17 protein-coding genes are annotated in these 15,220 nt (G+C 43.8%); 12 read left to right on the top strand and 5 right to left on the bottom strand.

The annotated features are described in order from the left end of the window. Nucleotides 1–26 precede the first annotated feature (26 nt). Genes FFM84_RS05070 through FFM84_RS05060 form a run of 3 tightly spaced genes read right to left on the bottom strand, consistent with a single transcriptional unit; the run spans nucleotide 27 to nucleotide 1,854 of the window. Nucleotides 27–692, bottom strand: coding sequence for a GGDEF domain-containing protein (locus tag FFM84_RS05070; protein ID WP_130844696.1), 666 nt, complete (start codon nucleotides 690–692; stop codon nucleotides 27–29). A 15-nt stretch (nucleotides 693–707) separates the two neighbouring features. Then, nucleotides 708–1,157, bottom strand: a complete 450-nt coding sequence (locus tag FFM84_RS05065; RefSeq protein WP_130844697.1) for a hypothetical protein — start codon at nucleotides 1,155–1,157, stop codon at nucleotides 708–710. Between the two features lie 34 nt (nucleotides 1,158–1,191). Then, nucleotides 1,192–1,854 carry an EAL domain-containing protein gene (locus FFM84_RS05060; RefSeq protein WP_130844698.1) on the bottom strand — a complete coding sequence of 221 codons (663 nt, stop codon included), beginning with the start codon at nucleotides 1,852–1,854 and terminating at the stop codon, nucleotides 1,192–1,194. A 254-nt stretch (nucleotides 1,855–2,108) separates the two neighbouring features. Between FFM84_RS05060 and FFM84_RS05055 the strand changes: the two genes are divergently transcribed. From FFM84_RS05055 to FFM84_RS05030, 6 genes are all read left to right on the top strand, one after another. After that, nucleotides 2,109–2,540 carry a CopY/TcrY family copper transport repressor gene (locus FFM84_RS05055; protein WP_130844699.1) on the top strand — a complete coding sequence of 144 codons (432 nt, stop codon included), beginning with the start codon at nucleotides 2,109–2,111 and terminating at the stop codon, nucleotides 2,538–2,540. A gap of 133 nt (nucleotides 2,541–2,673) precedes the next feature. Continuing rightward, nucleotides 2,674–4,713 (top strand): heavy metal translocating P-type ATPase, encoded by a 2,040-nt coding sequence (locus tag FFM84_RS05050; protein ID WP_130844700.1) that lies wholly within the window; start codon nucleotides 2,674–2,676, stop codon nucleotides 4,711–4,713. 91 nt (nucleotides 4,714–4,804) lie between these two features. Further along, nucleotides 4,805–5,791, top strand: coding sequence for a choloylglycine hydrolase family protein (locus FFM84_RS05045; protein WP_130844701.1), 987 nt, complete (start codon nucleotides 4,805–4,807; stop codon nucleotides 5,789–5,791). A gap of 208 nt (nucleotides 5,792–5,999) precedes the next feature. Further along, a complete protein-coding gene (locus FFM84_RS05040) occupies nucleotides 6,000–6,677 on the top strand; it encodes a VIT1/CCC1 transporter family protein (protein ID WP_130844702.1) in 678 nt (225 codons plus the stop codon). Between the two features lie 27 nt (nucleotides 6,678–6,704). Then, entirely contained in the window at nucleotides 6,705–7,400 is a 696-nt protein-coding gene (locus FFM84_RS05035; RefSeq protein ID WP_371852220.1) for a VIT1/CCC1 transporter family protein, read from the top strand. Between the two features lie 508 nt (nucleotides 7,401–7,908). Next, on the top strand, nucleotides 7,909–8,799 hold the full coding sequence (locus FFM84_RS05030) for a DMT family transporter (RefSeq protein WP_130844756.1): 891 nt from the start codon (nucleotides 7,909–7,911) through the stop codon (nucleotides 8,797–8,799). Nucleotides 8,800–8,846: 47 nt separating this feature from the next. On the opposite strand, the gene FFM84_RS05025 is transcribed toward FFM84_RS05030, so the two are convergent. Further along, on the bottom strand, nucleotides 8,847–9,968 hold the full coding sequence (locus FFM84_RS05025; protein WP_130844704.1) for an NAD(P)-dependent alcohol dehydrogenase: 1,122 nt from the start codon (nucleotides 9,966–9,968) through the stop codon (nucleotides 8,847–8,849). 244 nt (nucleotides 9,969–10,212) lie between these two features. Here FFM84_RS05025 and FFM84_RS05020 point away from each other — a divergent pair, with 244 nt between their 5' ends. Next, nucleotides 10,213–10,839, top strand: coding sequence for a uracil-DNA glycosylase (locus tag FFM84_RS05020; protein WP_130844705.1), 627 nt, complete (start codon nucleotides 10,213–10,215; stop codon nucleotides 10,837–10,839). Nucleotides 10,840–10,847: 8 nt separating this feature from the next. On the opposite strand, the gene FFM84_RS05015 is transcribed toward FFM84_RS05020, so the two are convergent. Beyond that, the gene (locus FFM84_RS05015; RefSeq protein WP_130844706.1) at nucleotides 10,848–11,486 is read right to left on the bottom strand and encodes an SDR family oxidoreductase; all 639 of its coding nucleotides are present in this window, start codon (nucleotides 11,484–11,486) and stop codon (nucleotides 10,848–10,850) included. Between the two features lie 166 nt (nucleotides 11,487–11,652). On the opposite strand from FFM84_RS05015, the gene FFM84_RS16095 reads away from it, so the two are divergent. The 5 genes from FFM84_RS16095 to FFM84_RS04995 all read left to right on the top strand — a co-directional run bounded on the left by FFM84_RS16095 (nucleotide 11,653) and on the right by FFM84_RS04995 (nucleotide 15,207). Then, nucleotides 11,653–11,796 carry a hypothetical protein gene (locus FFM84_RS16095; RefSeq protein ID WP_165444480.1) on the top strand — a complete coding sequence of 48 codons (144 nt, stop codon included), beginning with the start codon at nucleotides 11,653–11,655 and terminating at the stop codon, nucleotides 11,794–11,796. A gap of 612 nt (nucleotides 11,797–12,408) precedes the next feature. Further along, nucleotides 12,409–12,741 carry a hypothetical protein gene (locus FFM84_RS05010; RefSeq protein WP_130844707.1) on the top strand — a complete coding sequence of 111 codons (333 nt, stop codon included), beginning with the start codon at nucleotides 12,409–12,411 and terminating at the stop codon, nucleotides 12,739–12,741. 22 nt (nucleotides 12,742–12,763) lie between these two features. Beyond that, complete coding sequence (locus FFM84_RS05005; protein ID WP_130844708.1) at nucleotides 12,764–13,213, top strand: Hsp20/alpha crystallin family protein; 450 nt, start codon at nucleotides 12,764–12,766, stop codon at nucleotides 13,211–13,213. Between the two features lie 84 nt (nucleotides 13,214–13,297). Further along, nucleotides 13,298–14,701, top strand: a complete 1,404-nt coding sequence (locus tag FFM84_RS05000; protein WP_130844709.1) for an MFS transporter — start codon at nucleotides 13,298–13,300, stop codon at nucleotides 14,699–14,701. Beyond that, a complete protein-coding gene (locus tag FFM84_RS04995; RefSeq protein ID WP_130844710.1) occupies nucleotides 14,701–15,207 on the top strand; it encodes a putative immunity protein in 507 nt (168 codons plus the stop codon). Before FFM84_RS05000 ends, FFM84_RS04995 begins: the two co-directional genes overlap by 1 nt. Nucleotides 15,208–15,220 lie beyond the last annotated feature (13 nt).

The raw sequence follows: 15,220 nt of genomic DNA, 5'->3' as shown, positions 1-15,220 counted from the left end.
TGAAAGTTGACGTGTGTCTCTTTTGGTTATTTAGCCGTGATTTGATCGCGACCATTGTTCTTGGAGTGATACAAGTATTCGTCTGCTCGTCGATAAAGATGCGTGCTATCTTCATCGGCGGCTTGCTGCATGGTCATTCCGACTGAAATACTGAGCTGAATCTTTTGGTTGTCATATTGAAAATCAGCTTGGTGAATCATAGTCGTAATGGCTTGAGCATGTTGTTTAGCTTTAGTTAAATCATAATCCATGAAAAGAATGGTGAATTCTTCGCCACCAGTACGATAAAGGACCAAGTCGCGATCAGTGGTTTGTAAGTATTTTTCGATTAGTAAGGCTAAATGTTCAAGCACATAGTCACCAGCTAAATGACCATAAGTATCATTGATGTGTTTGAAGTGATCAATATCAAATAACATAATGGTAAACGGCATTTGATGACTACGACTGTGCTTGAAGGCCTGACCGTAGTTGGTTCGAAAGGCAAAGAAGTTCTTGGCATGCGTTAATTCATCGAAGTTCGTATTATGTGTTAATTGGGCTAAAGTCGCGGCATCGTGATATAGTCCGTTCACATAGAAGTAAACAATCACGAGCATAATCCCCATGAATAATAATTCAGAGGTGACGCGTTCTTCAGGCAGTTGTAAGCGGATCGCGACAATTTGCCAGAGCGCGGCTGAAAAAATCATGCCGACAACCAAATATTAAATAAAATCCCAGTAGTTGAAGTGGCGATGGAGTTTTAGCCATTTCATCACGAAGAATAGGGTGACAAAAACCACCGTATACAACCAAGACAAAGTTTGAGAAATGGTCCCATCAATCAGCATGAATAGAATGGCGGTAATCGCCCAATGCCAGACTTTAATACCTAATAGCAAAAAGTAGCTGACAAAGACGACCGCGAAAATCTGAAAGTTAATAAACACCCATGAGATCGATTGATGGCTGACAATTAATTGTAAACTTAAAATTAAAATGGCTAAGTAAACCAAGCCAACGGTGGTGCGAATCTGTTCTTTATCCACAGCTTTGTGGTGGGCGGTACACCATTTGATGGCGCGATCGGCCAAGGTCCAGTAGAGGGTAATGATGCCTAGCAAGAAGAAAACGCTCGTCACTAAAGCTGGGACATACCAATGTGTGAGTGTCATAAGTACTCCTTTCTATCGACAGTTTAAGCTCACATTACGAGTTGCCTTCATGCGGTATGGTTGGCTTACCATAGAGATAACCTTGATTGATCTGAATGCCATATTTAGCGGCTAACTTTTGATCTTGCGGTGTTTCGACACCCTCAAGGACCATTTCTAAGCGATACTGCTGGGCAATCTTAGTCCAAAAAGCCAGTTGTTCAGGAATTTGATTAGCTTGACCACTCATTCGCAAATTTTGCATGGCGAACTTAATCTGATCAACGTAGGGTAACAGGTCCTTAATATTGTCGTAAGTGTTGCTACCAGTACCAACATCATCTAATACTAACTTCATGTCGTATTGATGTAATAAGAGGCTATATTTTTGAATTTCGTCTAAAGTTGGCGCTTCGGTCAATTCAATCGTTAAGGCTGCTGGGTTAATGCGTTTCTTTAGTGCCACCATAGTGCCAATGGTGAAAGGATTGTCGATTTGGTCACGATTTAGATTGAAAGCAATCACTTTGTTAGTGAGGGATGTTTTTAACGTGTCCGCCGTTTCCTCTAACAACGTGGCCTGTTCATCCATGGAAATTTCCGAAAAGTTATTAGGTAATGTCCAAGTGTCTTTTTGACGTTTACGTAAAAGCACTTCATATCCATAGACGGATTGATCATGGCCATTAATTTGGGGCTGTACAAAAAAACGATAGATGATAATCGCCTCCCTATGTTTGAGTTTTGTTGGTTTAGTTTATAAACCAAATTATCTTTATTTTAGTATAGAACCAAGGTGTTATCAATTTAACTGATTGAATTCGCTTAGTAAATATAAATTAATTTTTAGTTGATAAACGTGGTAAACTAAAATGACAGAGTAATTAATAGCGACAAAAAAATTGCAATTCAATGTTTACGGATGTAGACTATATAGAATTATTAGCGAGCTGAGAAGGGTGGCTAATCAAAGTGGAAGCACAAACCAAAATTGAAATTAGTGATGCTGAATGGGAAGTCATGCGGGTGACGTGGACATTAGGTCATGTGACCAGTAGCCAAATGGCTGAAATTATGGCTGAAAAGATGGGCTGGAAAACCGCAACGGTTAAGACATTGTTAGGCCGGTTAATTAAAAAAGGTGCGTTGCGAGCGGAAAAGCATGGTCGAGCGTTTACGTATTATCCAACCGTTGATGAACAACCATCAATGGATGAAGCCGTGACGACGTTGTTTGGTCATCTTTGTCAAATGCGGGTTGGTCAAACGTTGACTGATCTAGTAACTCAATTGACGTTAAGCCAAACGGATATTGAAAATTTACAAGCGACGTTAGCGCAAAAACAAGCGACAGCCCCAGTCACCGTTGATTGTGATTGTTTGCCGGGTGATCAACACTGTTAAAAGTTACGAGAGTTTGGGACAAAATCCAAGCTCTTTTTTTGTGTCAGCGTTTAAGTTGACTTTTAAAGTTTACAGTTGTAAACTTTAGCCATAAATAAAAAACAACACTGATATTTGGGGAGGTCGAGTTGAAATGAAGAAAACAACAATGACCATGGATCATGATCATCAAATGATGGCGCATGACGACATGGATATGGGAAACGGACAAATGATGCATATGGGAAATCTGAAACGTAAATTCTGGGTATCATTAGTATTGACTTTACCGATTATTTTGATGAGTCCCATGATGGGGATGCGGTTGCCATTTCAATTGATTTTTCAACCGTGGTCTGATTATTTAGTTGCCATTTTAGGAACGATTGTTTTTGTTTATGGTGGTCAACCATTCTTTAGTGGCGCCAAAGCAGAGCTGGCTAATCGAAAACCCGCAATGATGACCTTGATTACGATGGGGATTGGCGTTGCCTTTGTTTATAGCATCTATGCGGTCGTTGCCAATGATTGGTTAGCTGTGACGCCACGGGTAACGGACTTCTTCTGGGAGCTCGTCACGTTGATTGACATCATGTTATTAGGGCATTGGATTGAAATGAATACGGTCATGAATGCCGGGTCCGCGGTGGACAAGTTAGCCAAGTTATTACCTAGCACTGCTCACAAAATCGTTGACGGACAAACGCAAGATGTTGCTATTGAGTCCTTAATGACGGCTGATCACGTTCAAGTTCGTGCCGGTGAAAAAATTCCCGCTGACGGGGTCATTGTGAGTGGCGCGACGAGCGTTAACGAAGCGATGGTCACTGGTGAAGCACGGTTAGTTGAAAAGCAAGTTGATGCCAAGGTTGTTGGTGGTTCTGTCAATGGCGAAGGCACATTTGACATGCGAGTAACTGGTACCGGTGAAAGTGGTTATTTAGCTCAGGTTATGAAGCTGGTTAGCGATGCGCAAGCGGCTAAATCAGCGCAAGAAAATTTAGCTGATCGAGTTGCTGGTTTATTGTTCTATGCCGCCTTAACGGTAGCCATTGTGGCTTTTATCGTTTGGTTGTTGGTCGGTAATTTGGCCTTAGCGTTGTCGATTGCGGTAACGGTTTTGGTGATTGCCTGCCCGCACGCACTTGGTTTAGCAGTCCCATTAGTCATTGCTCGCAGCACGGCTTTAGCGGCTCGTCATGGGTTATTAATTCGTAATCGGGATGCTATGGAACAAGTTAAAAAGTTAAACTATGCGTTAATGGATAAGACCGGGACGTTGACCGCTGGTGACTTTAAAGTGGCTGATTATCAAAGCCTGAATGCACAATATCAGGCCGATCAAGTTTTAAGTTTGATGGCTGGTTTGGAAAAAGGGGCCAGTCATCCATTAGCTGTTGGTATCTTGAAAGCCGCTAAAGCGCAACAAGTGCCGACCGTTCAGGCAACCGATGTCCACCAAATTACGGGTGTTGGGTTGAGTGGGTCTATTGATGGTCAGGTGTATCAAGTCGTTTCCGCTGCCTATTTGGATCGACAACACTTGTCCTATGATCAAGCGACGTTTAACCGCTTAGCTTCAGCCGGTAATTCCGTGAGCTTCTTGGTACAAGATCAACAGGTCTTAGGCTACGTGGCTCAAGGCGATCAATTGAAACCAGCGGCCAAACATTTAATTGCGAGTTTGAAGGCACAACACATTACGCCAGTTATGTTGACTGGCGATAATGAACAAAGTGCCCAGGTCGTTGCTAAACAACTAGGAATTACTGAGGTTCATGCGAGTTTGTTACCAGAGGACAAAGTTAAGTTAGTCACGCAATATCAAGCACAGGGTCAACGCGTCATGATGATTGGAGATGGCGTTAACGATGCGCCAAGTTTAGCTCAAGCCGATATCGGGATTGCCATTGGGTCTGGTACGGATGTGGCGATTGATTCAGCTGACGTTGTATTAGTTAAGAGTAATCCTGATGATGTTGTTGATTTCTTAGCGTTAGCGCGGCAGACCACTCGGAAAATGACTCAAAATCTTTGGTGGGGGGCTGGCTATAACGTCATCACAATCCCACTAGCTGCTGGAATCTTAGCACCATGGGGCTTCTTATTGAACCCGATGGTTGGGGCAGTTGTCATGTCACTAAGTACGATTATTGTGGCGATTAATGCGATGACCTTACGGCTTAAAGATTAAACTGATTAGTGTAAATTAATTGTTGCGAATGCGTGTTGTCAGTTGATTTGGGTGCTAAAATAAGAGTATTCAAATCAAGGAAGTGACGCTCATGTGTACGAGTTTAACGTTACAAACTACGGGTGGCGATCAATTTTTAGCCCGAACGATGGATTTTGCTTTTGAACTAGGTGGTCGGCCAGTTGCCATGCCACGACAACAGCATTTTAATAGTGTGGTGACGACAGCCGGTTTTGAGACACCGTATAGTTTTGTGGGGACCGGTCGCAATTTAAATGGGTATATTTTTGTGGATGGTGTCAACGAGTATGGTGTCAGTGTAGCGGCCTTATATTTTTCTGGTCAAGCTCACTATGCACAAACCGCTGTGGCGGATAAATTGAATTTAGCCCCACATGAGGTTTTAATGTGGATTTTAGGGAACGTTAAAAGTGCACAAGAACTTGGTGATCGCTTAAATGAACTCGCGATTGTGGAAGCGGCAGCACCATTGTTAAATATCGTGGTGCCTTTGCATTGGATCATTAGTGATCGTAGTGGTGCAACTTATGTCTTGGAACAAGAAGCTGATGGGATGCATTACATGGTGAATCCGGTTGGTGTGATGACGAATACACCAGATTTTGGTTGGCACTTAAAGAACTTAAGTAATTACGTTCAACTCCAACCAGGGCCACAACCTGATCGGCAATATGGCGACTTCGAAGTAAAGCCTTTTGGTCCAGGAACAGGTGCGCTAGGAATGCCTGGGGATTACACGTCACCATCACGGTTTGTACGCACTGTCTTTATGCGGCAATATGCCGACCCGGTTGAGACCGATGTCGAAGCCATCAATGCACTATCGCACTTGTTGAATTCGGTAGAAATTACCAAAGGGGTGAAATTACAAGCAGATGGCTCTTCAGATTATACGCAGTATCGGGCGTACATGAGTATGCATGAACCAGCCTTCTACATTCAACCTTATGATGATCAAACGATCACGCGGGTGGCATTAACAGCCGACTTAATGACGGCTAGTCAACCAACTGAATTTCCCTTAGCAACGACGCAACAATTTAATCGTGTCAATTAAGATTAAAAACCAGCAATTTTCGAATTGCTGGTTTTTTGTTTGGTTTCACCTAACCGTAACTGTCAATTAATGCTAAACTATACTTAGATTTAGGCTAACATAACTTTAATGAATATGTAACTTGTGGCCTAGGGTTGCATTTTAATGTAAATAGGAATAATATGTATTACGTAATAATGATTACAAAGTGTTCGATGGGGGTCATAACATGAAAAAAAAGATGACGTTAGCGCAACGGGTCAATATTTTACGGGCCAGTGTCATGGGTGCTAATGATGGCATTTTGTCAGTTGCCGGGATTGTTGTTGGGGTTGCTGGTGCGACGACAAATAGTTTCTCAATCTTGATTTCGGGTCTAGCAGGGATGTTAGCAGGGACAATTTCGATGGCAATGGGTGAATATGTCTCGGTCAATACGCAAAAGGATGCGCAAAAGATGGCGATTACGCATCAAAAAGCAGCTTTAGCACAAAATTATGATGATGAAGTTGCCATGGTTAAGCAGAAGTATGTCAATCAGGGGATTAGCGAGCCACTCGCTGCGCAAGCGACTAAGGAAATGATGGCTGATGATGCCTTAACGACCACGATACGTGAACGTTATGGGTTTAATCCAAAGGAATTTATTAGTCCTTATGCGGCGGGGATTGCCTCGATGATTTCATTTCCAACCGGATCTATTTTACCGTTAGTGTCAATTACCTTTTTCCCGGCTAAAATTAAAGTCTTAGCTACGGTGATTGCTGTCGCCATTGCATTAGCGATTACGGGTTATACGGCGGCAATTTTAGGGAATGCAGATCGTCGTCACGGTATTTTCCGTAACGTGGTTTCAGGGCTGTTAACGATGGTTGTGACCTATTTCATCGGTCATTTATTTGCATAAGGTTGAACTAGGGGGAATGACGATATGATGATGTCAAAAGTAAAGCCAAAAAAGACCCATCAAACAATGGATGAGAAACTCAACACGTTGCGGGCCGGTGTGTTAGGGTCTAATGATGGGATTTTAACGGTTGTTGGGGTACTGTTCAGTGTGGCGGCCGCAACGACGAACCAATTTACGATTTTTATTGCAGGTTTGTCGGATTTATTAGCGTGCGCGTTTTCGATGGCTTCTGGGGAATATGCCTCAGTTAGCACCCAAAAGGATACCGAAAAAGCGGTTGTTGAAAAAGAACGGCAATTATTAAAAACAAATTTTGATGACGAAGTGGCGGCGGTTAAGCGGCATTATATGACATTGGGTGTCACTGAAGAAACGGCGATCGCAATTGCGAAAGATTTATTAGCGAAAAAGCCGCTTGAAACGGTGGTCAGCATTAAGTATGACATTAAGTTGGGGCATTACATGAATCCGTGGGATGCGGCGTTTTCATCCTTGTTTTCGGCATCAGCCGGGGGAATTTTTCCATTAGTAGCCATGACCTTTTTGCCAGATGCCATGAAGTGGCCGGGAACGATTATGGCGGTCACGTTGTCTGTGGCATTGACTGGTTATTTATCAGCCGTACTCGGTAAAGGTAATGTCAAAACCGCCGTTATCCGGAACATCATCGTTGGGATTATCACGATGTTTATTCACTATTATATTGGGACGTTATTCTAAAAGATGGTGCAATTAATAACTAAAGGTTGAAAGCTATTTTTTAGCAATGGTCGTTGATATGATAAGCATTCATCGATCAAAACTAGTCGTACTTGCCACCTACCGTTCGCCCACATTGAGCCGGAACGCTGTGGGCGGACCGGTTCAGCCCAAAAGCAGTCTGAACCGTCGTTTTGAACCACCTAACCCGTGTTTCAAAAGCGCCTGGCTCTAAGCGATAAATCGCTAAGAGCCCCCACAGCCGGCAGAATCGCTGGCTGGCGTAGGTGATCAATTTAGCATGACTTAAGTCAATTCTAGTAAAGCCTTTACCGTTAGACTTAACTTTCAACCTTTAGTTGATAAGTATGACCTATTGATAACGTGGACGTCAAAACGACGATTTCACGTTATTTTTTTCTGCAAAAAAGCGACCTCATTTTCAGTAAAATTTAATCAAGGGCCGGTATAATATGCCCATTAATTAAATTGAGGTAAATGAAAATTGAAAACTCCAACTAATCGTTATATGAAAGGTATTTTGTGGGCGATGCTGGCCTCGACGCTCTGGGGGATTTCCGGGACGGTCATGCAGTTTGTCTCGCAAAATCAAGCGATTCCCGCCGATTGGTTCTTATCAGTCCGGACATTGTCAGCCGGGATTATCTTGTTGACGATCGGCTTTATTCAACAGGGACGTGGCATTTTTAAAGTCTGGCATTCTTGGCGGTCGATTGGCCAACTGGTGGCCTATGCTACGTTAGGGCTCATGGCCAACATGTATACATTCTATATTAGTATTGAACGGGGAACCGCTGCAGCGGCGACTATCTTACAATATTTAAGTCCACTATTTATCGTATTGGGCACCCTAGTTTTTAAACGTCAATTGCCATTGCGGAGTGATATGCTGGCTTTTGGTGTCTCACTGTTTGGGGTTTTCTTAGCGATTACGCGTGGAAATATTCATGAATTAGCGATTCCAACTGATGCGTTGATTTGGGGTATTTTATCTGGGGTGACTGCTGCGTTATACGTGGTGTTGCCACGGAAAATTGTGTCCGAAAATTCACCAATTGTCATTCTTGGTTGGGGGACCTTAATTGCGGGGGTCTTGTTCAATGGCTATCACCCGTTATGGGTTGGTGCACCAACGATTACGCCGAAACTGATTATTTCGATTGGGGCAATTGTGTTAATCGGGACGATTGGGGCCTTTTCAGCGCTACTGCACAGTTTACAATTCGCACCATCGGCGGTGGTTAGTATCGTCGATGCGGTCCAACCAGTGGTCACTTTCGTGTTAAGCATTATTTTCTTGGGCTTAAAGGTCAGTGTTGTTGAAATCATTGGTTCGGTGTTAGTTGTCCTGGCGATTTATATCTTGCAACATTATCGTAGTGATCCAGATCTAGAGTAACCAAAAAGCGTGTGTTCCCGAGGGAGCACACGCTTTTTTAGATCAAATTAAGCTTCTGGTTGATAGTCTTCGTCAATGATGAGGACGGGTTTAATCGTCTTCCCACTAACTGAATCAGCATTGGCTTGGTTAATGTCAGCGAACTTGTAGAACTTTTCAGTCTTTTCAAATGGGAACATCCCATGCTTGTAGAAGTCGATTAAACGTGGCACATCAACTTGAGGAATTGAATCACCCATGTTGACGCCGATAACTTTCTTGTCATCAACACAAAGATCATTCCATGAACTGATGGTGATGTTCTTAGCAGTAACGGCAATCAAGGCCGCGGTCCCACCTTGTGCTAAAGCATGAATGGCTGAAATCATGACGGGTTCAACACCAGTCGTGTCAACAGTGAAGTCCACACCATAGCCATTCGTTAACTTCTTAATGGCTTCAACTGGATCTTCGTTCTTGCTATTGATGGTATGGGTGGCGCCAAGTTCTTTGGCCAGTTCCAACCGAGAATCTACGATATCCACGGCAATGACTTCGGTACAGCCTGAGATTTTACCAGCCATCATGGCTGCCAAGCCGACCGCACCAGTCCCAAAGACGGCGATTGTTTGGCCGGGGCGAGGTTGTAAGCTATTCAAAACGGTGCCACTACCAGTCACATAGCCACAGCCTAAAGGTCCTAAGCGGCGTAAGTCGAGGTCTTTGTCGACTTTCACGGCGTTACGTTGGTCAACTACAGTATGTGTGGTAAATGAAGATTGGTCGAACATGTCACTAACATGATGACCGTCTTCTTGGAAATGATCGGTGCCATCTGGACGAGTGCCGCTCAAGTTGTAATCGGCATAGTTCCGACATTTGGTTGGCATGCCCTTCAAACAGTTGTCACAAGTGCCATCGGCGTAAAATGACATGACAATATGATCGCCGGGTTTGAAGTTTTTAACTTGTGGACCGACCTTTTCAACAATCCCAGAGCCTTCATGGCCTAGAATAACAGGGTAGCCGAGTGAAGCGTCACCTTTACGGATGGCTTCATCAGAATGGCAAATCCCACTAGCGACTAATTTAACTTGTAAATCGGTTGGGCCCATTTCGGCCAATTCGATATCATCTTTAATGACAAATGGATCATTTACTTGATCAACAACAGCTGCTTTAATTTTCATAATGCAGGTCCCTCACTTTGATTTTTAATAGTATGTAAACCGCTTACAATTTGTATTGTTACACACGTCACAATTAGATTCAAGCGGTTTCAAAAATGCTAAAAATCAGTATAAAAGCTGTTATAATAGACTTTAGCGATTATTAACCTGTAAATATGATACCGAAGTTCTGTAGATTTGATGATCATTTTTTGATAACAAATGTAGAAATGCACGTTAATCATAAAGGGGGATTTAACTGAAAATGGCAACTTTATTAACAACGACACAACAAGCATTAGGTCGAGACTTATTGACTCAATTTCCACAGTTGGAAGGTTTTGTCCCTGGCGAAGGGTCACTGGAACCCAAGTTAGTGATGGTCTCCGAAGCCCCGGGGGCGGTCGAAGCTCGGGTCGGTCATCCGTTTCAAGGACCAGCGGGAACCATTTTGGATCAATGGTTAACGCAATTGGGGTTAATCCGTGATGAGATTTATTTAACTGGTGCCGTGCGTTCGCGACCATATCAGCTAGGACCTACTGGCTTAAAACGGGATCGTAAACCGACACCAGCTGAAATTGCAGCGAGTGCACCGTTACTGGATGCGGAATTAAGTCAGCTGGTCAATCGATTATTGGTGCCCTTAGGCAATACGGGTTTGCAACGATTATTAGGGCCAAAAGTCAAAATTAGTGCAGTCCATGGCCGGTTATTGACGCAACCGATTCGTCGTTGGTCATCCGACCATCAACGCTTTGAGTGGACCGAGGAAGCTTATTGTATCTGGCCGTTATATCATCCTTCTTATAGCCGCCGATTCAAAAAAATCCGACCAATCGTCACTACGGATTTAGCTGAATTAAAAGCGTATCTAGATTCATCGGATTAAAGTTTGATTTAGTACCAAGCAGGCTTATCGCCGTCGGTATCAGGTTTATTGACTCCCAGTGAAGCCCGAACAGCTTCATCAGGATGAGTAGCAAGCTTGACCACTAACGCTGCGATACTTTGACGTGAGACTTCGGTTCCTTTGAAGGCATCGTGGCGACCGGTAGTTTCGTAAGCCACTTCTGGTTTGTTCGTTAACCAAGCGGGTCGAATAATAGTGTAGTCTAAATCAGAATTTTCCAGCACTTCGGCAGCGCTGTAGTAACGAGTTAAGTAACTGCCTAAAGTGGCATTGTTCCAAGCACCAAATTTTCCAGGAACTTCATCGTAAATCCCTAAGGTGGAAATCCAAATGAGTCGTTTGACATTTGCTGCGTGCATAGCTGCTAAAACCGTTTCGGCTTGAGTTTTAATATTCTGGCCAGCTAAGTTGGCATAAACGACATCTTGACCAGCCATGGCTTGGGTAAGCTTAGCCTCATCGGTGGTGTCGCCATCGATGACCGTAACGCGTGCTGATTTTAGATCGTTAACCCGTTGGGCATTGCGTAAGTAAAGTGTTAAATCAACGTTCGTATCTGCTAAGAATTGTTGTTCGGCTAACCGGGCGATTTGACCAGCAGCGCCGAGAATTAAGACTTTTGTCATATAAATCCCCTCCTGAATGTCTTAACTGTAAATCTAATAATTACAGAATGCAACTGAGAAGTTTTAAAACTTTTTCGAACAAAAATGCGCCACTTTTTTAAATTAGCACTATAATGAACCTGTAGCGAACAATTGGTTCGTTTCCATCATAAAAGAGGCGAGTATCATGGCACAAAAGCTTAGCAAGGAACAAAAGAAAGCTATGATCCAAAAAGCTGAAGAAGAACGTGCAAAGCATCCAAAGCCAAAGAGTGGGGTTTCCGGTTTTGAAACCATTGACGAAGATGCTAAAAAGTTATCCAATAACTAACTTTTAGCCGTTATTAAGGTGTTTAGGCGTTAGCCTAGGCACCTTTTTTAGATTGAGAGTTTTACCACATTAGATGGGCTAAATTAGCCACCTCCGTCAGCCAGTGATTCTGCCGACTGTGGGACCGGCTCCAGCCAAAATGCGGGCTTTCACCTCGCTTTTGAGACTAGCCAAAACCGCTAGTCTCAAAAGTCGTCCACATCGTAAGCCCGGGAAAATCACCCGGACTAACGATGTTTGCACGGCCGGCGCCATCACTGGCTGACTCCGGTTATCTTGTGGATACAAATTGATTAGTAATTACTAACATAACCGAGAGTGAGCTCGCATTGAGCCCAGCCGTGGGAGCACTTAGCGATTTATCGCTTAGAGCTCGGTGCTTTTGAAACGCGGGTTAGGCGGTTCAAAACAATGGTCGAGACCGTTCTGTGGCTCGACCAGTCCACCCACAGCGTTCCGGCTCAAGGTGGGCGAACGGTAGGTGGCAAGGTAGTGGGCCTTTGAACATCAATGGTTGTCAGAATATAACACTCAACCTGTAACTAAGAGTCACGCTGTTTAAAATAATGAAAACGCTGTATAATATTAAGTAAATCGATAGGGGTGATCAAAATGGATACCTTTACGACATTTATTCAACAGTTAGATCAAACGCTTGCACAATCGCAAGTGACACCAACAACGGTCTATGTCCCAGTCACATTCAGTTGGCAGCAACAACATTTACAAGTTGAGATGCCAAGTCTACGGACATCGTTCAATCAAGGTGCCAATGCTTTTGGTGTTGCAGATATTTTGGATCGAATTCGGCAATTAGTTGGGATTGAACTGATGGAAAAGCCCCAGTCACAATGGCCAAGGCACGCAACGGCTAAAGCGCTAACCATCACGATTCACAAAGTGGTACGGGTGATACCTGTCGATATGCAAGTTTATGGTGTGTAACAATTGAAAGGGTGATTAAGCAATGGCAAACGATATGATGGATAATTGGCACAAAGATTTATTTGAACGGTTAAATCCGCTAGATTCTAAAACGGCCGCGACGGTCTTCAATGACTTAGGTCAATCGCTCTCAGCTGTGACGGGCCGAGATGGGGCGTTATTACGGACGGATATTCAAGAAACGGATGATCAGTATCAACTCCAAATTGATCTTCCCGGGGTTGAAAAGTCAGACATTACCTTGAAGTATCGTGATGGTCGTTTGTCCGTTGGGGTTAAGCGCAATGGCTTAGACGATGATGCCGATGTGACCGTTTTAGCTAATGAACGCGCGACAGGAACCTTTAATCGTCAATATTCGTTAGCGGATGTTGCGGCTGACAAGATTGAAGCGCACTATGAAAACGGCGTGTTAGCGTTGGTTTTACCGAAAAAAGCAGCGGCTGATACACACCACATTGAAATTCAATAATTGAAAAAGAGTAACGACGGTGGTCCGAGTTTAATTAGACTAGGACCGCCGTTATTTTTTGTTTTGAGAGAGGAAAGATGACTAGTGACTCAGCAGAATCAATCAGTAACGAAGAACACCTTATACAGTATTTTAGCGGCCGGTTTACTTAGTTTTATGGGGATTTTAGTGGAAACTTCAATGAATGTCACGTTCCCTAAGTTAATGCAGACGATGCATGTCCCGTTGACGACCGTTCAGTGGCTCACGACAGGATACTTATTAGTCGTGACGATGATGATGATTGCCTCGGCCCACTTATTAAAACGCTATCCAGCCAAACAACTATTCTTAGTCGCCATTAGTTGTTTTACCGTTGGCGCCGTTTTAGCGGCTTGTGCGACGACATTTCCGGTTCTCATGACGGCCCGGGTCATTCAAGCATTGTCGACTGGAATTTCAACACCGCTATTGTTTCACATTATTTTGACCCAGATTCCACGTCACCAAACGGGAACCTATAACGGTATGGCGGCGATGATCATTTCATTAGCGCCAGCGCTTGGCCCAACTTATGGCGGTTTGCTAACGACTAACGTCACTTGGCGAGCTATTTTTTGGTGGCTATTACCGTTAATTGTCATTGTTTTCTTGATCGGGCAAACGCATCTAGACTTGCCGGCTAATGATCGTCATGATCGTTTTGATTGGCAAGGCTTCGTCTGGTTAGCGGCTTTATTAATTGGGCTAGATTTGACGTTTAATCAAGCCGGCCAGCATGGCTTTTTGAGTGTGAATTTTGGAATTGGGTTGCTGGTTAGTCTAGGGTTAATGTTTGGTTTGATTCATTACAATCGTCAGAGCACGGTTCACTTGATAGATTTGAAAATTTTTCGAAATCTCGTGGTTGATTGGCACTTATTAGCTTATTTTCTGTTACAATTCATTAATATCGGTAGTTCATTTGTGCTCCCGAACGTGGCGCAATTGGTTTTGGGTCAGGATGCCTTTACCGCTGGGTTGATGTTATTACCCGGTGCGTTGTTAGGTGCCAGTTTAGCGCCTGTAGCAGGGCATTTACTGGATCGGGTTGGTGCCTATCGACCGATATTAAGTGGACTAGTCGCGATGGTGATTGGTTGTTTGGCCTTGGTTTTGTGGCAGGCGAAGTTGACAGTGATCCTGATTGGGAGTTTTTACCTGATCTTACGAGTGGGGTTTGCCTTTGCGTTTGGTAATACGATTACGAACGCGAGCCAACAAGTGGCTATGCACCAAAAAGCGGATATCAATGCAGCCTTTAATATGGCGCAACAATATGCTGGTTCTTTGGGGACCGGGATCTTGGCTGCCATTATTGGGGCCTGCCAATTGATGCCTGGTGCCGCCAAGACAACGACCGCGGCTGGTGCTCACATTGATTACTGGGTGTTACTGTTATTGGCAGGTATCGCCCTAGGTAGTATTTGGCAAAGTCGTAGGATTAGTAAGGAAAGTAGGAATGCGTGATGACGGAAGGTTTTAGACCGAGTCACCCTAAAATATCGATTGACGATGACCCTGGAATACGGTCCCAAATCGAAAGTTTAACCGGTGAGCTCTCACAACAACAACTCGCAAAATGGGCGTTGATTATTGCTAAGAAGGCCATGGCTTTTGTAGATGATGACCAGCAGCATGAACGCCAAATTCGATTAGCGCTTGATGCTAATGAATTATGGCAAGTCAATTTGGCTAGTGTCTATCAAGTTCGACAGGCTAGTGCCAAAGTTGAGGCCTTGGTCGCTAAAAGTACCAGTTCAATTGGTGCGGCCGCTTTAGAATGTATTAGCTGGGCGATTGCTTCGGCGTATGTTGACGATAATGCGTTACGGGCAGCAGATCAAGCAATCAAATTGGTTAACTTGACTCAACCCAATGATGCAGTTGCGGTGACGGCTGAACGACAGTGGCAGTATCAACAACTAGCAGATTTAGCCCGGAATATTAATTTAGGAATACGTCATATGCTATAATGCCTACAGAACG

This window comes from Lactiplantibacillus mudanjiangensis (assembly GCF_005405385.1).
GTDB lineage: Bacteria > Bacillota > Bacilli > Lactobacillales > Lactobacillaceae > Lactiplantibacillus > Lactiplantibacillus mudanjiangensis.
This window is presented reverse-complemented; position numbering and strand designations above follow the sequence as displayed.

Bases quoted from the DNA above. Each gene is read 5' to 3' on its own strand.
- FFM84_RS05030 (WP_130844756.1), top strand. From the start codon at position 7,909: ATGAAAGGTATTTTGTGGGCGATGCTGGCCTCGACGCTCTGGGGGATT.
- FFM84_RS05065 (WP_130844697.1), bottom strand. From the start codon at position 1,157: ATGACACTCACACATTGGTATGTCCCAGCTTTAGTGACGAGCGTTTTC.
- FFM84_RS05005 (WP_130844708.1), top strand. From the start codon at position 12,764: ATGGCAAACGATATGATGGATAATTGGCACAAAGATTTATTTGAACGG.
- FFM84_RS16095 (WP_165444480.1), top strand. From the start codon at position 11,653: ATGGCACAAAAGCTTAGCAAGGAACAAAAGAAAGCTATGATCCAAAAA.
- FFM84_RS05040 (WP_130844702.1), top strand. From the start codon at position 6,000: ATGAAAAAAAAGATGACGTTAGCGCAACGGGTCAATATTTTACGGGCC.
- FFM84_RS05050 (WP_130844700.1), top strand. From the start codon at position 2,674: ATGAAGAAAACAACAATGACCATGGATCATGATCATCAAATGATGGCG.
- FFM84_RS05025 (WP_130844704.1), bottom strand. From the start codon at position 9,968: ATGAAAATTAAAGCAGCTGTTGTTGATCAAGTAAATGATCCATTTGTC.
- FFM84_RS05070 (WP_130844696.1), bottom strand. From the start codon at position 692: ATGATTTTTTCAGCCGCGCTCTGGCAAATTGTCGCGATCCGCTTACAA.
- FFM84_RS04995 (WP_130844710.1), top strand. From the start codon at position 14,701: ATGACGGAAGGTTTTAGACCGAGTCACCCTAAAATATCGATTGACGAT.
- FFM84_RS05020 (WP_130844705.1), top strand. From the start codon at position 10,213: ATGGCAACTTTATTAACAACGACACAACAAGCATTAGGTCGAGACTTA.
- FFM84_RS05045 (WP_130844701.1), top strand. From the start codon at position 4,805: ATGTGTACGAGTTTAACGTTACAAACTACGGGTGGCGATCAATTTTTA.
- FFM84_RS05015 (WP_130844706.1), bottom strand. From the start codon at position 11,486: ATGACAAAAGTCTTAATTCTCGGCGCTGCTGGTCAAATCGCCCGGTTA.
- FFM84_RS05035 (WP_371852220.1), top strand. From the start codon at position 6,705: ATGATGTCAAAAGTAAAGCCAAAAAAGACCCATCAAACAATGGATGAG.
- FFM84_RS05010 (WP_130844707.1), top strand. From the start codon at position 12,409: ATGGATACCTTTACGACATTTATTCAACAGTTAGATCAAACGCTTGCA.